16 protein-coding genes are annotated in these 16,469 nt (G+C 57.1%); 1 reads left to right on the top strand and 15 read right to left on the bottom strand.

What is annotated here, in order from left to right:
* Positions 1 to 9: 9 nt before the first annotated feature.
* The 14 genes from ispG to trmJ all read right to left on the bottom strand — a co-directional run bounded on the left by ispG (position 10) and on the right by trmJ (position 11,816).
* Positions 10 to 1,131 carry a flavodoxin-dependent (E)-4-hydroxy-3-methylbut-2-enyl-diphosphate synthase gene (gene ispG, locus LCM31_RS14015; RefSeq protein WP_224871068.1) on the bottom strand — a complete coding sequence of 374 codons (1,122 nt, stop codon included), beginning with the start codon at positions 1,129 to 1,131 and terminating at the stop codon, positions 10 to 12.
* Between the two features lie 120 nt (positions 1,132 to 1,251).
* A complete protein-coding gene (locus tag LCM31_RS14010) occupies positions 1,252 to 2,292 on the bottom strand; it encodes a RodZ domain-containing protein (protein ID WP_224871065.1) in 1,041 nt (346 codons plus the stop codon).
* A complete protein-coding gene (gene pilW, locus LCM31_RS14005; protein ID WP_224871063.1) occupies positions 2,282 to 3,067 on the bottom strand; it encodes a type IV pilus biogenesis/stability protein PilW in 786 nt (261 codons plus the stop codon). Before pilW ends, LCM31_RS14010 begins: the two co-directional genes overlap by 11 nt.
* Positions 3,068 to 3,148: 81 nt before the next feature.
* On the bottom strand, positions 3,149 to 4,294 hold the full coding sequence (gene rlmN / locus LCM31_RS14000; RefSeq protein WP_222231924.1) for a 23S rRNA (adenine(2503)-C(2))-methyltransferase RlmN: 1,146 nt from the start codon (positions 4,292 to 4,294) through the stop codon (positions 3,149 to 3,151).
* A gap of 108 nt (positions 4,295 to 4,402) precedes the next feature.
* Complete coding sequence (gene ndk, locus LCM31_RS13995) at positions 4,403 to 4,828, bottom strand: nucleoside-diphosphate kinase (RefSeq protein ID WP_077405813.1); 426 nt, start codon at positions 4,826 to 4,828, stop codon at positions 4,403 to 4,405.
* 177 nt (positions 4,829 to 5,005) lie between these two features.
* Positions 5,006 to 5,200, bottom strand: coding sequence for a Fe-S cluster assembly protein IscX (gene iscX / locus LCM31_RS13990; protein ID WP_224871061.1), 195 nt, complete (start codon positions 5,198 to 5,200; stop codon positions 5,006 to 5,008).
* A 20-nt stretch (positions 5,201 to 5,220) separates the two neighbouring features.
* Positions 5,221 to 5,559 (bottom strand): ISC system 2Fe-2S type ferredoxin, encoded by a 339-nt coding sequence (gene fdx, locus LCM31_RS13985; RefSeq protein WP_010132565.1) that lies wholly within the window; start codon positions 5,557 to 5,559, stop codon positions 5,221 to 5,223.
* A 92-nt stretch (positions 5,560 to 5,651) separates the two neighbouring features.
* Complete coding sequence (gene hscA, locus LCM31_RS13980) at positions 5,652 to 7,532, bottom strand: Fe-S protein assembly chaperone HscA (protein WP_224871059.1); 1,881 nt, start codon at positions 7,530 to 7,532, stop codon at positions 5,652 to 5,654.
* Positions 7,533 to 7,541: 9 nt separating this feature from the next.
* Positions 7,542 to 8,060 (bottom strand): Fe-S protein assembly co-chaperone HscB, encoded by a 519-nt coding sequence (gene hscB, locus LCM31_RS13975; protein WP_224871057.1) that lies wholly within the window; start codon positions 8,058 to 8,060, stop codon positions 7,542 to 7,544.
* A 113-nt stretch (positions 8,061 to 8,173) separates the two neighbouring features.
* A complete protein-coding gene (gene iscA, locus LCM31_RS13970) occupies positions 8,174 to 8,497 on the bottom strand; it encodes an iron-sulfur cluster assembly protein IscA (RefSeq protein ID WP_224871055.1) in 324 nt (107 codons plus the stop codon).
* A 58-nt stretch (positions 8,498 to 8,555) separates the two neighbouring features.
* Positions 8,556 to 8,960: a Fe-S cluster assembly scaffold IscU gene (gene iscU / locus LCM31_RS13965; protein WP_010132561.1), complete on the bottom strand. Its 405-nt coding sequence runs from the start codon at positions 8,958 to 8,960 to the stop codon at positions 8,556 to 8,558.
* A gap of 42 nt (positions 8,961 to 9,002) precedes the next feature.
* Positions 9,003 to 10,217 carry an IscS subfamily cysteine desulfurase gene (locus tag LCM31_RS13960; RefSeq protein WP_222250248.1) on the bottom strand — a complete coding sequence of 405 codons (1,215 nt, stop codon included), beginning with the start codon at positions 10,215 to 10,217 and terminating at the stop codon, positions 9,003 to 9,005.
* Positions 10,218 to 10,333: 116 nt separating this feature from the next.
* On the bottom strand, positions 10,334 to 10,828 hold the full coding sequence (iscR, locus tag LCM31_RS13955) for a Fe-S cluster assembly transcriptional regulator IscR (RefSeq protein WP_222231936.1): 495 nt from the start codon (positions 10,826 to 10,828) through the stop codon (positions 10,334 to 10,336).
* 208 nt (positions 10,829 to 11,036) lie between these two features.
* Positions 11,037 to 11,816: a tRNA (cytosine(32)/uridine(32)-2'-O)-methyltransferase TrmJ gene (gene trmJ / locus LCM31_RS13950; protein ID WP_224871367.1), complete on the bottom strand. Its 780-nt coding sequence runs from the start codon at positions 11,814 to 11,816 to the stop codon at positions 11,037 to 11,039.
* A 218-nt stretch (positions 11,817 to 12,034) separates the two neighbouring features.
* Here trmJ and LCM31_RS13945 point away from each other — a divergent pair, with 218 nt between their 5' ends.
* The gene (locus LCM31_RS13945; protein ID WP_224871053.1) at positions 12,035 to 12,841 is read left to right on the top strand and encodes an inositol monophosphatase family protein; all 807 of its coding nucleotides are present in this window, start codon (positions 12,035 to 12,037) and stop codon (positions 12,839 to 12,841) included.
* Positions 12,842 to 12,942: 101 nt separating this feature from the next.
* Here the strand turns inward: LCM31_RS13945 and LCM31_RS13940 are convergent, their stop codons facing one another.
* Positions 12,943 to 16,398 carry an EAL domain-containing protein gene (locus tag LCM31_RS13940; protein WP_224871365.1) on the bottom strand — a complete coding sequence of 1,152 codons (3,456 nt, stop codon included), beginning with the start codon at positions 16,396 to 16,398 and terminating at the stop codon, positions 12,943 to 12,945.
* Positions 16,399 to 16,469 lie beyond the last annotated feature (71 nt).

The raw sequence follows: 16,469 nt of genomic DNA, 5'->3' as shown, positions 1-16,469 counted from the left end.
CACCCAATATTATTCGGTGGTTTCCTTGGCGATGATGTTCGCCTCCTGCTCCGCCTTGGCCGCAGCCTTTTCGCGGATCAGTTGCTCCAGGTCTTCCACCAGATTGTCATTCTTGAATTTGCGGTCCGGCTGCCCGTCCACATAAATCGCGTGGCTGGGTGTGCCACCCGCCAGGCCGATATCCGCCTCTTTTGCTTCACCCGGGCCGTTGACGATACAGCCGATGACCGCTACATCCAGCGGCGTGGTGATATCTTCCAGACGGGTCTCCAGCTCGTTCATGGTTTTCACCACGTCGAAGTTCTGGCGAGAACAGCTGGGGCATGCAATAAAGTTGATGCCCTTGGTACGCAGGCGCAGGCTCTTGAGCAGGTCCCAGCCCACTTTCACCTCTTCCACCGGGTCTGCGGCGAGGGATACACGCAGGGTATCGCCAATGCCGTCCAGCAACAGCGCGCCGAGGCCGATGGCCGATTTCACGGTACCCGCGCGCAGCCCGCCCGCTTCGGTAATACCGAGGTGCAGCGGCTGCTCAATCTGGGTCGCCAGCTTGCGGTAGGCGGCGGTGGCCATAAAAATATCCGACGCCTTTACGCTGACCTTAAAGTCCTGAAAGTTCAGGCTGTCGAGAATATCCACATGGCGCAGCGCGGATTCGACCAGCGCATCCGGCGTGGGTTCACCGTATTTTTTCTGCAAGTCTTTTTCCAGAGAGCCCGCGTTAACGCCGATACGAATCGGGATATTCATGTCCCGCGCCTTGTCGACCACTGCGCGAATGCGCTTTTCGCGGCCAATATTGCCCGGATTAATACGCAGGCAGTCCACTCCCAGGTCCGCCACGCGCAGTGCGATGCGGTAGTCGAAGTGAATGTCCGCAACCAGCGGTACGGCCACCTGCTTCTTGATCTCGCCAAACGCCTCTGCGGCGTCCATGGAGGGCACAGACACCCGCACGATATCCGCACCGGCGTTTTCCAGCCGCTGGATCTGATCCACAGTGGCAGCTACATCGCAGGTTTCCGTATTTGTCATGCTCTGGACGGAAATGGGCGCACCACCGCCGACCGGCACATTGCCCACCATGATCTGGCGTGACACGCGACGAACTATGGGTGACTCGAACTGCATAACAGAACCTGCGTTGGTGTTGAGCGGGGACGGAAAAACGGGAGGATTATAGATAGATTGGGCGCAAACCTACAGAGGTTGCGCCCTTCGCAAAGAGAATAAGAAGCTCAAACAGGGGCGCTAGCCGCCCACAATCAGTTTGCGGGTACGGCGCGTCCCCAGCGGCGAGCTGTCCACCACCTCGCCGGCATAGCTGACGGTGGTCGCGGCCGCATTGCCCAGCATTACGTTAAACGGCGCCTCGCCGGTCAACTCAACCGTGGTACCAGCGGGCTGCAGGCGGGACAATAGCTTGTTGCCCGTCGCATCGACCACTTCAATCCAGGCCTCTTCGCTGAAGCTCAGGGATAATGCGGCATCGGAGATGGCCTCCGCCAGGGTCACCCCTGCTTCTGCTACGGGCTCAACGGAAACCGCTGCGACCTCCGGCTCGGGTACGGCTTCCGGCTCTGGCGAGGCAGCCAGCTCCCGGGGCGCGCCGGATTCGGTCGGCTCTGTGACTAACACCGGCGCAGGAGCTGATTGCGCATCTTCTGCCACTTCCGCGACCGTCTCGGCTTCTGCCGCGCCAGCCTCGATATCAGCAGAGGCCACAACAGGCTCAATCGCGTCCACTCCAGACTCAATCACGCCATCTGCCATGGCAATCGGCGTTTTTGGCGCCGACTCAGCACCCTGAGACGCCTCGGCAAGCGCCGGGTCGACACTTGTGACCGGGGCTCCGCCCTGTAGGCCAAACCACCAGTAACCACCGGCAGCGGCAATCGCCAGCACCAGCATCAGCGGGCGAAACGACGAGTCACCGCCTGCGGCACCTGCGCCCTCCACCTTCATACCGCGCGGCATTTCCGGGATATGGGGCGTGGAATCGTCGGGCGATTGCTGAGCGTACACATCCAGCAAGGGCTCTGCATCGAGACCCAGCTCTTTACAGGCATTGCGGATGTACCCGCGCACATAGAGGGCGCCGGCCAGACGATCAAATTCGTCCCGCTCCAGAATTTTGAGCTTTTCGGTCGACATGCACAGGCGACTAGCCAGCTCTTGAACTTCCAGCCCGGCCTGCTCGCGGGCAGCGCGTAGTTGACTGCCTACCGAAATGGGGGAGACCTGCTCGGCGGCGTGCTCGGCAGAGCCTACGACGGAATCATTACTGCTCATTTTCGGCCTTCATCTCCTGGTATTTCAGCGTTTCCGCTGAATAGGGAAACAGGTTTTTCAGAGCCAGGGCATAGCTTCGCTCTTTGTCCCGGTTACCGAAAATCTTCTCGATACGGATACCCAACCACAGGGATTGGGGTACCTGCCGGCTTTTTTCGGTGTAACGATCCAGATACTGCTTGGCTTCGGCGTAGTCCTGCTTTTGAAACTTGAGTTCGGCCAGCTCCAGCAACGCCACCGGCAGCCCGGGGCTCAGGGCCAGCGCCTTGGTGAAGGCGCGCTCGGCACCATCCAGCTCGTTCAGTCGCAGCTCAGCGCGGCCCAGGTTGGCCAGTGCAAATGAACGGCGGTTATAGGAGAGATCTTCAGAAGCGGTGAGGAACTGGGCTTTCGCTTCACGATAGCGCTCCTGTTGATACAGAAACACCCCGTAGTTGACCCGCGCCATGGAGAACTTACGGTCAAAACGCAGGGCTTTCTTGAAGTGGGATTCGGCCACGTTCAGCTCGCCGTCTGCCTGATACAGCAGCGCGAGGCCATGGTGGGCACGGGGGTCTTTCTTACCCAGCTTGAGCGCTTCCTGGAAGTGATGACGGGCCATTTCCCGGTTATCACTGCCACTTTGCAGATAGCGCAGCCCCAACTGAATGTGGGTCTCACGGGCCTTGTCGAGATCAATGGACTTGCCGCCCGGGCCGGTGCTGACACAGCCCCCCAACAGAAGGGTAATGAACAACCCGGCGAGCAGCGCCGACTTGGAATTTCTTGCTAACACTAGCCTCACCTTATAGTTATCGGGTGCGTACAACCCCACACGCCAACTCCATTCGGCGATGCTTGGCAGCAATCGAGGCGGTTAGGCCTGGCCAACAATCCGTACTGGACGCTCGGCGTTGCGATAGCGCTCGGAGCGGCGGGTACGGTCGTTTACTTGGCCGGCCAGCTGACCACAAGCCGCATCGATATCATCGCCACGGGTGGTACGCACGGTTACGGTATAGCCTTTGTCCAACAAAATCTGTTGAAAACGTCGCAAAGCGTTATTGCTGACCCGCTGATAGTCGGACAGCTCAAACGGATTGAAGGGTATCAGATTTATCTTCACCGGCACATCACGCAGCAGCTCGGCCAACTGTTCCGCGTGCTCCGGGCGGTCGTTCACCTCCCGGATCATGGTGTACTCAATGGTCATCTTGCGGTGGTTATCCGGCATATTCTCGATATAGCGCTGGGCGCTATCGAGCAGCATGGCGATGGGGTATTTCTTGTTTATCGGCACCAGCTCGTTGCGCAGTTCGTCATTAGGCGCATGCAGGGAGATCGCCAGGCTCACATCGGTGACTTCCGCCAGGCGGTCCAGCGCGGGTACCACACCGGAGGTGCTCAGGGTAACCCGACGTTTGGAGATGCCGTAGGCATTGTCTTCCATCATCAGGTTCATGGAATCGACCACATTGTCGAAATTGAGCAGGGGCTCGCCCATACCCATCATCACGACATTGGTGACCTTGCGCGGGCCGTTCGGCTGTAACTGGCCAAATGACTTACACGCGATCCACACCTGGCCAATAATTTCGGCCGCGGTCAGGTCTCGGTTAAAGCCCTGCTTGCCGGTGGCGCAGAAGCTGCAGTCCAGGGAGCAGCCCACCTGCGAAGACACACACAGGGTGCCACGGTCGCCGTCCGGGATATACACGGTCTCGATGACATTGCCGCCGCTGACTTCGATCAGCCACTTGCGGGTGCCATCGGCGGAATCCATCTGCTTCAAGACCTTGGGCGCGCGCACTTCGGCAATTTCCGACAGCTTGGCGCGCATGGCCTTGCTGACATTGGTCATCTGCTCGAAATCGTCCACGCCATTCTGGTGAATCCACTTCAATACCTGCACCGCGCGGAAACGCTTTTCGCCCAAACCGGCAAAAAAGTCCGCAAGCTTGTCCACAGACAGGCCCAGCAGGTTCACTTTTTCGGTTTGTACTGTTTCAACAGTCGCGGTCATGGATTCACCTTGCACCGGTCGCGGTGCGGAAATTGCCAAAACGGCAAAACTTTGTAGGGGTAGCAAGAGTCCGCACTGCTGCAGACTCCTGCAAAGGCACGTGCTGAATTAGCGTGCGCAGATTTCTTCGGCAGCGAAGAAGTAGTTCACTTCACGCTCAGCGGAAGCCGCGGAGTCGGAACCGTGAACAGCGTTTGCGTCGATGCTGTCAGCGAAGTCCGCGCGGATGGTGCCAGCGTCAGCTTCTTTCGGGTTGGTCGCACCCATCAGGTCGCGGTTGGCCAGGATGGCGTTTTCGCCTTCCAGAACCTGTACAACAACCGGGCCCGAGGTCATGAATTCAACCAGGTCTTTAAAGAAAGGACGCTCTTTGTGCTCTGCGTAGAAACCTTCAGCCTTCTCCTGAGACAGCTGAACCATTTTCATGGCAACAATGCGCAGGCCGGCTTTCTCAAAGCGGCTTTCGATTTCGCCGATTACGTTCTTGGCTACGGCGTCCGGCTTGATGATGGACAGAGTACGTTCCAGGGCCATGGTTTTCTCCATTTCTAGGTTTTGAAAAAAATTGTCTTAGATCAGATACGAAAAGAGCAACTGACGTTGCTCTTCCCTGAATTCTCTCAACTCGCAAACTGTCGATTAATTAACCAACAATGATCGCGGAGCGCGGATTATACGCGTAGTCGCGTGAAGTGTGTACTGTAGGGCTGACTACTCGTTCTCTTCGATCCACGCGGCCTGAATGGCCTCCAGGATCTTCTCCCCGCAGCGCTCCGGATCATCGTCGAAATCCGGCAGATCCATCACCCACTTGCGAAGATCGACGAAATTGACCGTCAACGGGTCAATATCCGGGTGGTTATCGCTCAGCTCGATGGCGATATCGTGAATGTCCGTCCACTTCATAATCCAGCGCTCCCTGCTGTTTAGTGTTTTTCCGAGACCTGGTTGATGGTGTACTTGGGAATCTCGACCACCAGATCCTCCTGCTCCACCACTGCCTGGCAGGATAGGCGAGATTCCGGCTCCAGGCCCCAGGCCTTGTCCAGCAGATCCTCTTCCAGCTCGTCCGGCTCTTCCAGAGAGTCAAACCCTTCACGCACGATGACATGACAGGTGGTACACGCGCAGGACTTCTCACAGGCGTGCTCAATGTGGACACCGTGCTTCAGCGCGGCATCACATACGGTAATACCGGGATCTACCTCGACAACCTTGCCCTCCGGGCACAGCTCTTCGTGGGGTAGGAAAACAATTTTCGGCATATTTCATTACTCTCGTTCGATGACCGCCCAAAGGGCGCGTCAAATCGCCCTCAGGGCTTATCAAATCGCCCTCAGGGCTTATCAAATGGCCCTCAGGGCTTATCAAATTCATCCAGGCTGTGGCCTTGCATTGCGCGCTTGATGGAGGAATCCATACGGCGCGCGGCAAAGGGCTCGGACAGGGTGTTGAGCGCCTCGACCTGGCTGCGAATCTCGTCCGCAGTGCCCTCATTGTGCGCCTGCCGCAGGCTCTGCATGGCCTGCTCCAGCTCGGACAACTCGGCCTCACTCAACAGTTCCGCGCCGTTTTCCTGCAGGGCAACAAGCATGGCCTCCAGGGTACGCTCGGCCTCCACCTGCGCCTCGCGCAGTGCACGCGCCGCAATATCTTCCTCGGCATTGGCGTAGGAGTCCTGCAGCATACGCGTGATATCGGTGTCCTCAAGCCCATAGGAAGGCTTGACGGTAATCTCGGCCTGCACGCCACTGCTTTTTTCCATCGCGGTTACCGACAGCAGGCCATCCGCATCCACCTGGTAGGTCACGCGAATATGTGCCGCACCAGCCACCATGGGTGGGATACCACGCAGTTCGAAACGCGCCAGCGAACGACAGTCGGCCACCAGTTCGCGTTCACCCTGCACCACGTGAATGGCCATCGCAGTCTGGCCATCCTTGAAGGTGGTGAACTCCTGGGCCTTGGCCACGGGAATGGTGGTATTGCGGTGAATCAGTTTCTCGGTGAGCCCACCCATGGTTTCAATACCCAGGGAAAGCGGAATCACATCCAGCAACAGCAGATCTTCGCGGGACTTGTTACCCACCAGTACATCCGCCTGAATCGCCGCACCAATGGCTACCACCTTATCCGGGTCGATATCGGCGTGGGGCTTTCTGGCAAAGAACGCTTCCACCTTGTCGCGCACACGCAGCGTGCGTGTGGAGCCGCCAACCAATACGACCTCTTCGACATCCTCTGCGGACAGGCCTGCATCGCGCAGCGCGCGCTTGCAGGCGCGCAGGGTTTTGCTAATCAGCGGGTCTAACAGTTCCGCGAGCTTGTCCCGGCTCAGCGAACCCCGCCAACCCTGGTAGGCCACAGCCACGGTCTCTTCTGCAGCCAGCGCCTCTTTTGCCGCGCACGCGGCATCCAGTAACTTGCGCTGGGTGCCCGCATCCAGATCGGTGCCGAGCCCCGCCTCTGCGGCGATCCACTCTGCCACTACGCGGTCAAAATCATCACCACCGAGCGCACTATCACCACCGGTGGAGAGCACCTCGAAGACCCCCTTCGACAGGCGCAGTATGGAAATATCAAAGGTGCCACCACCCAAATCGTAAACTGCGATGGTTTTGTCGGTGACATCGCCACCATCGGAGGTCTTATCCAGACCGTAGGCGACCGCCGCCGCGGTGGGCTCATTCAGCAGGCGCAACACTTTCAGGCCCGCCAGCTTGGCCGCATCTTTGGTCGCCTGGCGCTGCGCATCGTCAAAATACGCCGGCACAGTGATTACCGCACCATCCAGCTCGCCGCCGAGGGAGCCGGCACCGCGTTGCGCCAGCACTTTGAGGATTTCCGCCGACACCTGCACCGGGTTTACCGCACCGGAAATGGTTTCAATGGCGGGCATACCGCCGGTATCCTCGGCAAAGTGATACGGCAGTTGCTCACCGAAGTGTTTGATATCCGCGAGACCGCGCCCCATCAAACGTTTGATGGACACCAGTGTGTTATAAGGATCGTTACCTGCAGCGGCGCGCGCGCCGTACCCTACTTCAATGCCACTATCGGTATAACGCACCACGGACGGCAGAATGGCTTTGCCATCCTCCGCCGGCAAAGCTTCCGCGGTGCCGCTACGCACCGTTGCCACCAGCGAATTGGTCGTGCCCAAATCGATCCCTACCGCGCGCTTGCGCTGGTGGGGTTCGGGGGTCTGGCCTGGTTCGGAAATCTGCAGTAATGCCATAGGTCTGTACTAATCCAGTAAATCTTCTTCGAGCTCTTCGATTTGCCGCTGCAGTTTGGCGAGAAACTGCAGCTTTGACAGCGCGCTCTCGCCGTCTTTCAGTGCATTGGCTGCCAGCGCATCCGAAAATGCTTGCTCCTGAGCGCTGAACAGAGCGGCTGCTTCAGCGCCAAGCTCCTCCAGTTCGGCCTGCGGATCGGAGGCTTCGCGCACTTCTTCGAGACGCTCACGCAACATCATTTGCTGCATCAAAAAGGCGCCATCTGCGGTGGTCTGCTCCGCCTTCCGCTCCACACCGCGCAGCTGCAGCAAATAGGCGGCTCGGGCCACCGGATCCTTCAGGGTATTGTTGGCTTCGTTGATCTGCGCGGCGTACTGCATGGCCAGCATTTGCTCGCGGTCAGATTTCGCGGCGAAGCGATCCGGGTGAAACTCCTGCTGCAACTCGCGGTAGCGTTTCGCCAGCGCCTGGCGATCCACCTGGTAACCAACCGGCAAACCAAAAATTTCAAAGTGATTCTGCTGCATAGGATTTTGCTAATTCGCCTGCTGAATGGAGAGCATCATAGAGCGCATCGCCCAATAACAAAAAGGCCGGCATGCTTGTGCGCACCCGGCCCTGTTGCTGCTGCGCTTGAACGTTAAACGTGGAAGCTCTCGCCGCAGCCGCACTCATTTTTCACATTGGGGTTTTTGAACTCGAAGCCTTCGTTCAACCCCTCCTTGACGAAATCCAGCTCGGTGCCGTCCAAGTAGGCAAGGCTCTTTGGATCGACGATCAACTTTACATCGCCCGAGTCAAACACCTGATCTTCCGCCTGCGCTTCGTCAACGAATTCGAGCACGTACGCCATTCCGGAGCAGCCGGCGGTTTTCACGCCGACGCGAATGCCGATGCCTTTACCGCGACTGGCCAGCTGTTTGGCCACATGTGCCTGGGCCGCTTCGGTCATGGTAATTGCCATATCGGTGCTACTCCTTACTTCCTAACCTGATTGTGCGGGCGCTACTTACGTTACTTAGTTAGCCCGCAGCCTGCTCGGCTTCTTCACCGCGCTTCTCGCGGATATTTTTCACTGCCGCTTTAATGGCGTCTTCCGCCAAAACGGAGCAGTGAATTTTCACCGGAGGCAGTGCCAGTTCTTCGGCAATTTCGGTGTTCTTGATCTGTGCCGCCTCATCCAGGGACTTGCCTTTCACCCACTCGGTCAGCAGGGAACTAGACGCAATGGCGGAGCCGCAGCCGTAGGTCTTGAATTTGGCGTCTTCGATGATGCCATTGTCATCCACCTGAATCTGCAGGCGCATCACGTCACCACAAGCGGGGGCGCCGACCATGCCGGTGCCCACGTTGTCCGCTTTGTCGTCCAAACGACCAACATTGCGGGGGTGTTCATAGTGGTCAATTACTTTATCGCTATAGGCCATGACTATACCCTCTCAAAAAGTCTCAATTACTGCGCCAGTGCGTTAGTGTGCTGCCCATTCGATGGTGCTGAGATCAACGCCATCCTTGTACATATCCCACAGCGGGGACAGCTCACGCAGTTTTTCTACTGCCTTTCTTACTTCTTTGGCCGCGGTATCCACGTCCTGTTCCGTGGTAAAACGGCCAAAACTGAAGCGCAGAGAACTGTGCGCCAGCTCATCGTTCACGCCCAGAGCACGCAATACATAGCTCGGCTCAAGGCTGGCAGAGGTACATGCAGAGCCGGAGGAAATGGCCAGGTCCTTCAGGGACATGATCAGGCTTTCCCCTTCCACAAACGCGAAGCTTACATTCAGGTTGCCGGGCACACGCTGTTCTGCGGAGCCATTGATATGCACTTCTTCCATATCGCTGATCTGGCTCCAGAAGCGGTCGCGCAGAGCCAGTATGCGCTTGGCTTCGTCCGCCATTTCTTCTTTGGCGATACGGAAGGCTTCACCCATACCAACGATCTGATGCGTCGGCAGGGTACCGGAACGCATACCGCGCTCGTGACCACCGCCATGCATCTGCGCTTCCAGACGCACACGCGGCTTGCGGCGCACATACAGGGCACCAATACCCTTGGGGCCGTAAATTTTGTGGGCGGAGAAGGACATCAGGTCCACTTTCATTTCCGCCAGGTCGATATCAATCTTGCCGGGGCTCTGCGCCGCATCCACGTGGAAAATAACCTTGCGCTCTCGACACAGCTCACCGATCGCGGCAATGTCGTTAATCACACCGATTTCGTTATTTACGTGCATCAGGCTCACCAGGATGGTGTCCTCACGCATGGCTTCCGCCACCTGTTCGGGATAGACGATGCCGTCTTCCTTGGGATTCAGGTAAGTCACTTCGAAGCCTTCACGCTCCAGCTGGCGACAAGTATCCAGTACCGCCTTGTGCTCGATCTTAGAGGTAATGATGTGCTTGCCACGGCCCTGGTAAAAGTGCGCAGCACCCTTGATGGCGAGGTTGTCAGATTCGGTCGCACCGCTGGTCCACACGATTTCACGCGGGTCCGCGTTAACCAGTTCGGCGACTTGGCGGCGCGCTTCCTCGACCGCTTCCTCCGCTTTCCAGCCGTACAGGTGGGAGCGGGAGGCCGGGTTACCAAAGTTGCCTTCCATCGTCAGCTGCTCCGCCATTTTACTGGCGACGCGCGGGTCTACCGGACAAGTTGCCGAATAATCCAGATAAATGGGAAGCTTCATAATCTTTTGTCTCCACTCGCTGGCTTCTGCCAACGCCTTACTGCTGTCATTAATGCGCAAATAACACTTTCAACAATCTTGGATCAGGCGCTTGGCCTGATCGGGGGGCCGGCACCTTACTGCAGGCCGCCGATAATCGCCACTTTCTGCTCGCCGGCATCGCCCAGCGCCTCACCGCGACGGTCTTGTCGACGGGCCACTTCCTGCACTTCTGCGCGCTTAACCATGTCTTCCAGGCTAATCCCATTGAGGAAGCCGTGGATCTGTTCGCTGAGGTCGGTCCACAGGTAGTGGGTCAGGCACTGCTCGCCACCGGAGCAGTCGCTGTTTCCACCACAACTAGTGGCATCTACCGATTCATTTACCGCGTCGATGATCTCCGCCACGCAGATTTCTGCACTGGCGCGTGCCAGCCGGTAACCGCCGCCCGGGCCCCGTACACTGCACACCAGTTCCGCTTGGCGCAGACGGGAAAACAGCTGCTCGAGGTAAGACAGGGAAATATCCTGCCGCTTGGAAATATCGGCCAGGCTGATGGGCCCGCGCTCGGCATGCAACGCCAGATCCAGCATGGCTGTGACCGCATACCGCCCTTTGGTTGTCAAACGCATAGACCCTTCCTCCAAGACCGGTTTCACATGTGCCGGCCGCCGGTGCCCCCCGTTTTAACGGGTGCACACCATCAATTTGGGCGCGAGTATGAAATAACCGACTACTTCAGTCAAGTATATAGCCGAGTAATACACTCGGGTATTTGGCGCTCGGTACCACGCCAATCAGTCACTTGGCAGAAAAGGTAACGAGACCGACACCGACTAGCTAGTCAGGTCGCCCCTTGCCTCCACTGCGATGAATATGGTTCTGGATTGCGGTCAGCATTCCGCGCAGGATGCCGAGCTCCATATCGTCCGGACGCACGCGACTGAACAGTCGGCGCAGCCGGGTAATGGTTTGACGGGGGTTGTCCGGGTCGATAAAGCCGAGCTCCGCCAGCGCCAACTCCAGATGTTCGTAGTACAACTCCATATCCTGAGCCCGGGCGGGCGGACGGTCCCAGTCGGTGAAGCGCAGCGCTTCGCCCTTGTCAGCTTCCAACGCAGCCATGCGGGCCTCATACACCAGTACCTGCACCGCTGTGGCGAGGTTCAGGGAGCTGTATTCGGGATTCGAGGGAATGTGCACGTGGTAGTTACACGCCTGCAGCTCATCATTGGTGAGACCGCGGTCTTCGCGCCCGAACACCAGTGCCACCGGGTGGGTTTTTGCCTCGGCGACTGCACGCTCACCGCATTCACGCGGGGTCAGCAATGGCCAGGGTATACGGCGCTCACGCGCACTGGTGGCCACTACCAGGCCACAATCTGCGACCGCTTCCTCCAGCGTCTCCACGACTACAGCGGAATCCAGCAGCTCTGATGCGCCGGCAGCCCGCCATACCGCATTGGCGGCAGGGAATTCCCGCGGCTGCACCAGATACAACTGACTCAGTCCCATGTTTTTCAGGGCGCGAGCGGCGCCACCGATGTTGCCCGGATGCGCGCTGTTCACCAGCACAACCCGGATGTTGTCCAGTGCGGCAAGCGCTGACTGAGAAGCCATCTGAGTGGAAGTTTCCGAGGGAGATATCGCCATGGTGGGTACCGGGGTCTGAACTGGTTTGCAGGTAGCGAGGCGCTGCTTGGCCACTCTACACTTGACTGTTACAAAACGGGCGCGGAGTGTAGCAAAATTGTACGGAAATCCCTACAATCGCGCCCGCCGGCGAGCCCGGCATCGCTTTTTACCAACCACAATCCACAACTGATCGCGGAATCCCTATGGAACCCATGCTGAATATTGCCCTGCGCGCGGCGCGCAAGGCCGGTGAACTGATCGAACGCGCCTGGGAGCGCGGCGACCTGATGAAGTTTGAAGAAAAAGGCCGCAACGATTACGTGACGGAAGTGGACAAGGCCAGCGAGCAGGAAATCATCTATCACCTGCGCAAGGCCTACCCCAAGCACAGCATCCGCGCCGAAGAAAGTGGCGTCATCGAGGGGGCCGAGCCGGAGTACGAATGGATCATCGACCCACTGGACGGCACTACCAACTTTATCCACGGCATGCCGCACTTCGCGATATCCATCGCCTGTCGCTATAAAGGACAGATTGAGCATGCAGTGATTCTAGACCCGATTAAACGTGAAGAATTTACCGCAAGCCGCGGCCGCGGCGCGGCCCTGAACGGCCGCCGTATTCGCGTATCCAGCCGTCAGGGTTTGGGCGGCGCACTGATCGGCACCGGCATTCCATTCAGCGGCGAGCGACTGGACAACATCGATGCCTACCTGGCAGCGATGAAAGAAATCGCCGGGCAAACTGCCGGCATTCGCCGTCCAGGTGCAGCAGCACTGGACCTCGCCTACGTTGCCGCCGGTCGCTTCGATGGCTTCTGGGAGATGTACCTGAATACCTGGGACATCGCCGCAGGCTCACTGCTGGTCAAAGAAGCTGGCGGCCTGATCAGTGACTTTCGCGGTGGCAACGACTACCTGGATTCCGGCAACCTGGTTTGCGCCACCCCGAAAACCTTCAAGCCACTGCTGCAAATTGTGGGCAAGCATCTGGGTAAAATTCGCCAGTAACTGCCTCCTTGCCGGGCAACCCCGGCAAAAGAACAGCAATAAAAAAGGGCGCATATGCGCCCTTTTTTATTGCTTCACTTTTATTGTTTCAAAACGGCTATTCAGAGTGCCGGTGCCAGATCTCGCTCACGCGGAGCACGGCGCTTCAACACACCATCCAAAACCTCATCAAGAGGCACCGGCCTGCCAATGTGATAGCCCTGCACCAGGTCTACGCCAATCTTATCCAGTTTGTCGACGGTTGCCTGATCTTCCACAAATTCCGCAATGGTCTTTGCCTTCAAGCGATGCGCCACCTGATTGATCGACTCTACAATCATCAGGTCAACGAAGTTCGAATCCACGTGCCGCACGAAACTGCCGTCGATCTTGATGTAATCAATCGCGAAGTTTTTCAGATAGTTGAAAGAACTGAGGCCATTACCAAAGTCATCCAGTGCAATGGTGCAGCCCATACTCCGCAGCTCCGCTACAAACTGGCTCGCGCTTTCCATCTGGTTGATCATAGCGGTTTCGGTGATCTCAACGCCCAACTGGCTTGGCACGACAGAGGAGCCGCGCAACATGTCAAAAAACGCCTGCTGAAATGCACTGTCACTCAATGCATCGGCAGAAAGATTCAACGCAAATTTTAATCCGCTCTCGGTAATTAACGCAGCTTTCCGCCCAAAGAACTCTTGCGCGACCCAGCTATCGATTTGCAGCATTAACCCGTAGCGCTCCGCCGCCGGAATAAATGCACCGGGGAAAATAATATCCCCATTGCTAGCGAGCATGCGCACCAGAATTTCATAGTGGTGAATTTCTGAAGGATTGGCTGAGTTCGCGATCGGCTGGGCATACAGACGAAAACTCCCTTGATCCAGAGCCGTGCGAATACGTGAGGCCATATGAATTTCACGATGCTGCTCCGCCGCCGCGCTGCGATCGGGCTCGTACAGCATCACTACGCCGCGCCCACTATGCTTCGCCGAATAGCATGCGACATCCGCCTGACTCATAAGGTCAGCGACCTGACTATTTTCATGGGAGACCTCGGTCACCCCCACACTGGCACCGACATCGAAAATCCGGCCACCCCAAGGGAAACGCAGCGCAATAATCTTCCGCACCAACTGCTCGCAGCGGACAAGGCCCTGCTCCTTGGTGCAATCCCGCAAAAGGATGCCAAATTCATCGCCGCCCAGACGCGCAACCTGGTCTGACGTGCGCAGATGACTGCGCAGAAAGCGCGCGACATTTTTTAGCAGTGCATCGCCGGCCTGGTGTCCGGCACTATCATTGATTACCTTGAAGCGATCCAAATCCATATACGCTAGCACATGGGCACGATCTGAGTTTCGCACCGTGCTCACTGCCTCCAGCAAATCTCTTCGAAATGCTTCCCGATTAGGCAGGCTGGTCAGGTGATCGTGACTCGCCTTGTAGCGCAGTTGGCGAATTAGCTGGCGCGTTTCTGTTACATCCTGAAAGACCAGCACTGCACCGAGCAATTCACCATTGCAGGAACGCAGTGGGGACGCGGAACACTTGACATCATAACCACTGCCGTCTCGATGGTAGAGCACGGAGCCTTCTGTGGAAAAAACCGGTCGACTGTGGGCTAGGCACTCTTCCGCGGGACTTAAAGTTTCTTCACTGCCCCGCCCGCAAGAAAGGCGTAAAATAGTATCAATGTGTTTGCCCTGTACTTCATTCAGTTTCCAGCCGGTCAACTGCTCCGCTACAGGATTCATAAAGGTAATGTTGCGATATTGATCCGTTGCGATCACCGCATCCGCGATCGCGTCCAGGGTTACCTGTAAACGCTCCTTTTCCTCTTCCAGCGACTGCGCCATTTGTTTATTTTCGGTAATGTCCCGCAGCACACCGATTAAACGCAGCGACTCGTCCCCATGGCTCGACTCCATAATATGCGCAACTTCGTGAATCCAACGGAGCTCACCTGAGTCCGTGCGCACGCGATATTGACAATCAATTTCTGCCGCATCGCCATCAATATGGGCTTCCTGAGCCTCTTCCAGCCGCCGTCGATCCTCTTCGACCAACCTTTGCAGCCAATCAATTCTGCTCTTGAGGCTGGAAGGCTCAATACCTATGCCGCTGCCCAGCCACTCGGAGAAAAAGGTCTTACCTGTAATCAAATCCCAGTCGTAAACCACTTGGCCGGTAACCGAAAGAGAAAACTTCCAGCGTTCCTCTGCGCGCGCCAGCTGCTCTTCACTGTGTTTGCGCCAATCGATATCCTCGATCTGAACAACCACGTACTGGGGTTCATTGTTACTTCCCCTAGCTACCGAACACGACCAGTGCCCCCACAATTGCTTGCCATCTTTGCGGATAAAGCACAGCTCTGCATCCTGAACGAAGCCAAATTCCAGATCCAGCAATGGACGTTCAAAGCCCTCTCGCTCTTCCCGGCGAATGCCGATCCCATACGGTGGTATCGATACAACTTCGTGAATACTCATCCCACGCAGTTCGACATCGGTGAAGCCGATAAAGCGACAAAAGCTGGGGTTGGACTGGATGATGCGGTTATCCAGCGAAACCAGCAGCATGCCGATGCGTGAAGATGCCATCGCCGCACGAAAGCTACTCTCGACTTCAATAATTCTCTGCCCACGCTGACGCTCCACACGGGACACAACCGCCATGATGTAAGCGGGGAATACAGCCGCGTACAACGGCAATAGATCCAGCGAATCCTGTACTTCACTCGCTCCCACAGGAAGCCACGGCAGGCGACCGGAAAACGCCAACAGCTGAGCCACAATGGCGATAAATATCAGCAATAGCGACTGAAATATTTCCAGCCGGGAAACCGCCCAAATCAGAGGAAGCGAGATAAATACAAAAGGGTGTGGGAAGGCGAAAAGTAACAGGAATACGCCACTCAAGGTGATAGAAGAAACCGTAACGAAGCGGGAAAAGATGCGCAGGCTGGAATCAAATATGCCATTTCCCGCTAATGATAAGTATACGATCGGGAAAAACACACTAATACCGATCACATCGGCAAGGTACCAGACGAGAAAGACATCAACGAAGGGTAACTCTGCAAACTGGAAGGCGGCAAAGGCACCAAAGCCGGCGCCGGCAAAGGTCGGCAGCAAAGCGCCAAACATTATAAATTTCAGCCAGCGGCCTGTGCCGTCAAAAAAATCGCCCCTTGCACAGAAAAACCGCAGTAGCGCAGCTGCAAAGCATGCTTCGATCACGCCAGCAAGTGAGTAGAGGGGAGCAATTGCCGTATCGATCCCCGAGACAACTGCGGCCGCAAGCGTGCCCGCGAACGAGGCAAGCAACAAAAGTGGCCATGACGCGTAGGTGAAACGAAACAAATACGCGACCGTCAAGGCATCTGCCAGCCAGATAGCGGCAATGCCATCACTGATCGAAAGATAGTGTTTACACAGATAGGCGAGTGCGTAGCAGCCCAGCGCAAGCACAATTGCCCCAGACCACAAACCGTCAGACGTTGGCTGCTTCGGACCCGCCGGCGGCAGCCCGAACACCTCTCGTTGACTGCCCTCAATTTGCGCGCGCGCGATCATCAACCCCGGTTTCCCTTTTTCAACATATTCTTTTTTTCTCGCCAAATTGCTGCCAAAGCAATGTGACCTCA

It is taken from the genome of Microbulbifer agarilyticus (assembly GCF_020171345.1).
GTDB lineage: Bacteria > Pseudomonadota > Gammaproteobacteria > Pseudomonadales > Cellvibrionaceae > Microbulbifer > Microbulbifer agarilyticus_D.
The sequence above is the reverse complement of the archived record's forward strand: the minus strand, read 5'-3'. Positions and strand labels throughout refer to the sequence as shown.

Coding starts and splice junctions, on each gene's coding strand:
- ispG (WP_224871068.1), bottom strand. CDS start 1,131: ATGCAGTTCGAGTCACCCATAGTTCGTCGCGTGTCACGCCAGATCATG.
- LCM31_RS14010 (WP_224871065.1), bottom strand. CDS start 2,292: ATGAGCAGTAATGATTCCGTCGTAGGCTCTGCCGAGCACGCCGCCGAG.
- rlmN (WP_222231924.1), bottom strand. CDS start 4,294: ATGACCGCGACTGTTGAAACAGTACAAACCGAAAAAGTGAACCTGCTG.
- ndk (WP_077405813.1), bottom strand. CDS start 4,828: ATGGCCCTGGAACGTACTCTGTCCATCATCAAGCCGGACGCCGTAGCC.
- iscX (WP_224871061.1), bottom strand. CDS start 5,200: ATGAAGTGGACGGACATTCACGATATCGCCATCGAGCTGAGCGATAAC.
- fdx (WP_010132565.1), bottom strand. CDS start 5,559: ATGCCGAAAATTGTTTTCCTACCCCACGAAGAGCTGTGCCCGGAGGGC.
- hscA (WP_224871059.1), bottom strand. CDS start 7,532: ATGGCATTACTGCAGATTTCCGAACCAGGCCAGACCCCCGAACCCCAC.
- hscB (WP_224871057.1), bottom strand. CDS start 8,060: ATGCAGCAGAATCACTTTGAAATTTTTGGTTTGCCGGTTGGTTACCAG.
- iscA (WP_224871055.1), bottom strand. CDS start 8,497: ATGGCAATTACCATGACCGAAGCGGCCCAGGCACATGTGGCCAAACAG.
- iscU (WP_010132561.1), bottom strand. CDS start 8,960: ATGGCCTATAGCGATAAAGTAATTGACCACTATGAACACCCCCGCAAT.
- LCM31_RS13960 (WP_222250248.1), bottom strand. CDS start 10,217: ATGAAGCTTCCCATTTATCTGGATTATTCGGCAACTTGTCCGGTAGAC.
- iscR (WP_222231936.1), bottom strand. CDS start 10,828: ATGCGTTTGACAACCAAAGGGCGGTATGCGGTCACAGCCATGCTGGAT.
- trmJ (WP_224871367.1), bottom strand. CDS start 11,816: ATGGCTTCTCAGTCAGCGCTTGCCGCACTGGACAACATCCGGGTTGTG.
- LCM31_RS13945 (WP_224871053.1), top strand. CDS start 12,035: ATGGAACCCATGCTGAATATTGCCCTGCGCGCGGCGCGCAAGGCCGGT.
- LCM31_RS13940 (WP_224871365.1), bottom strand. CDS start 16,398: ATGATCGCGCGCGCGCAAATTGAGGGCAGTCAACGAGAGGTGTTCGGG.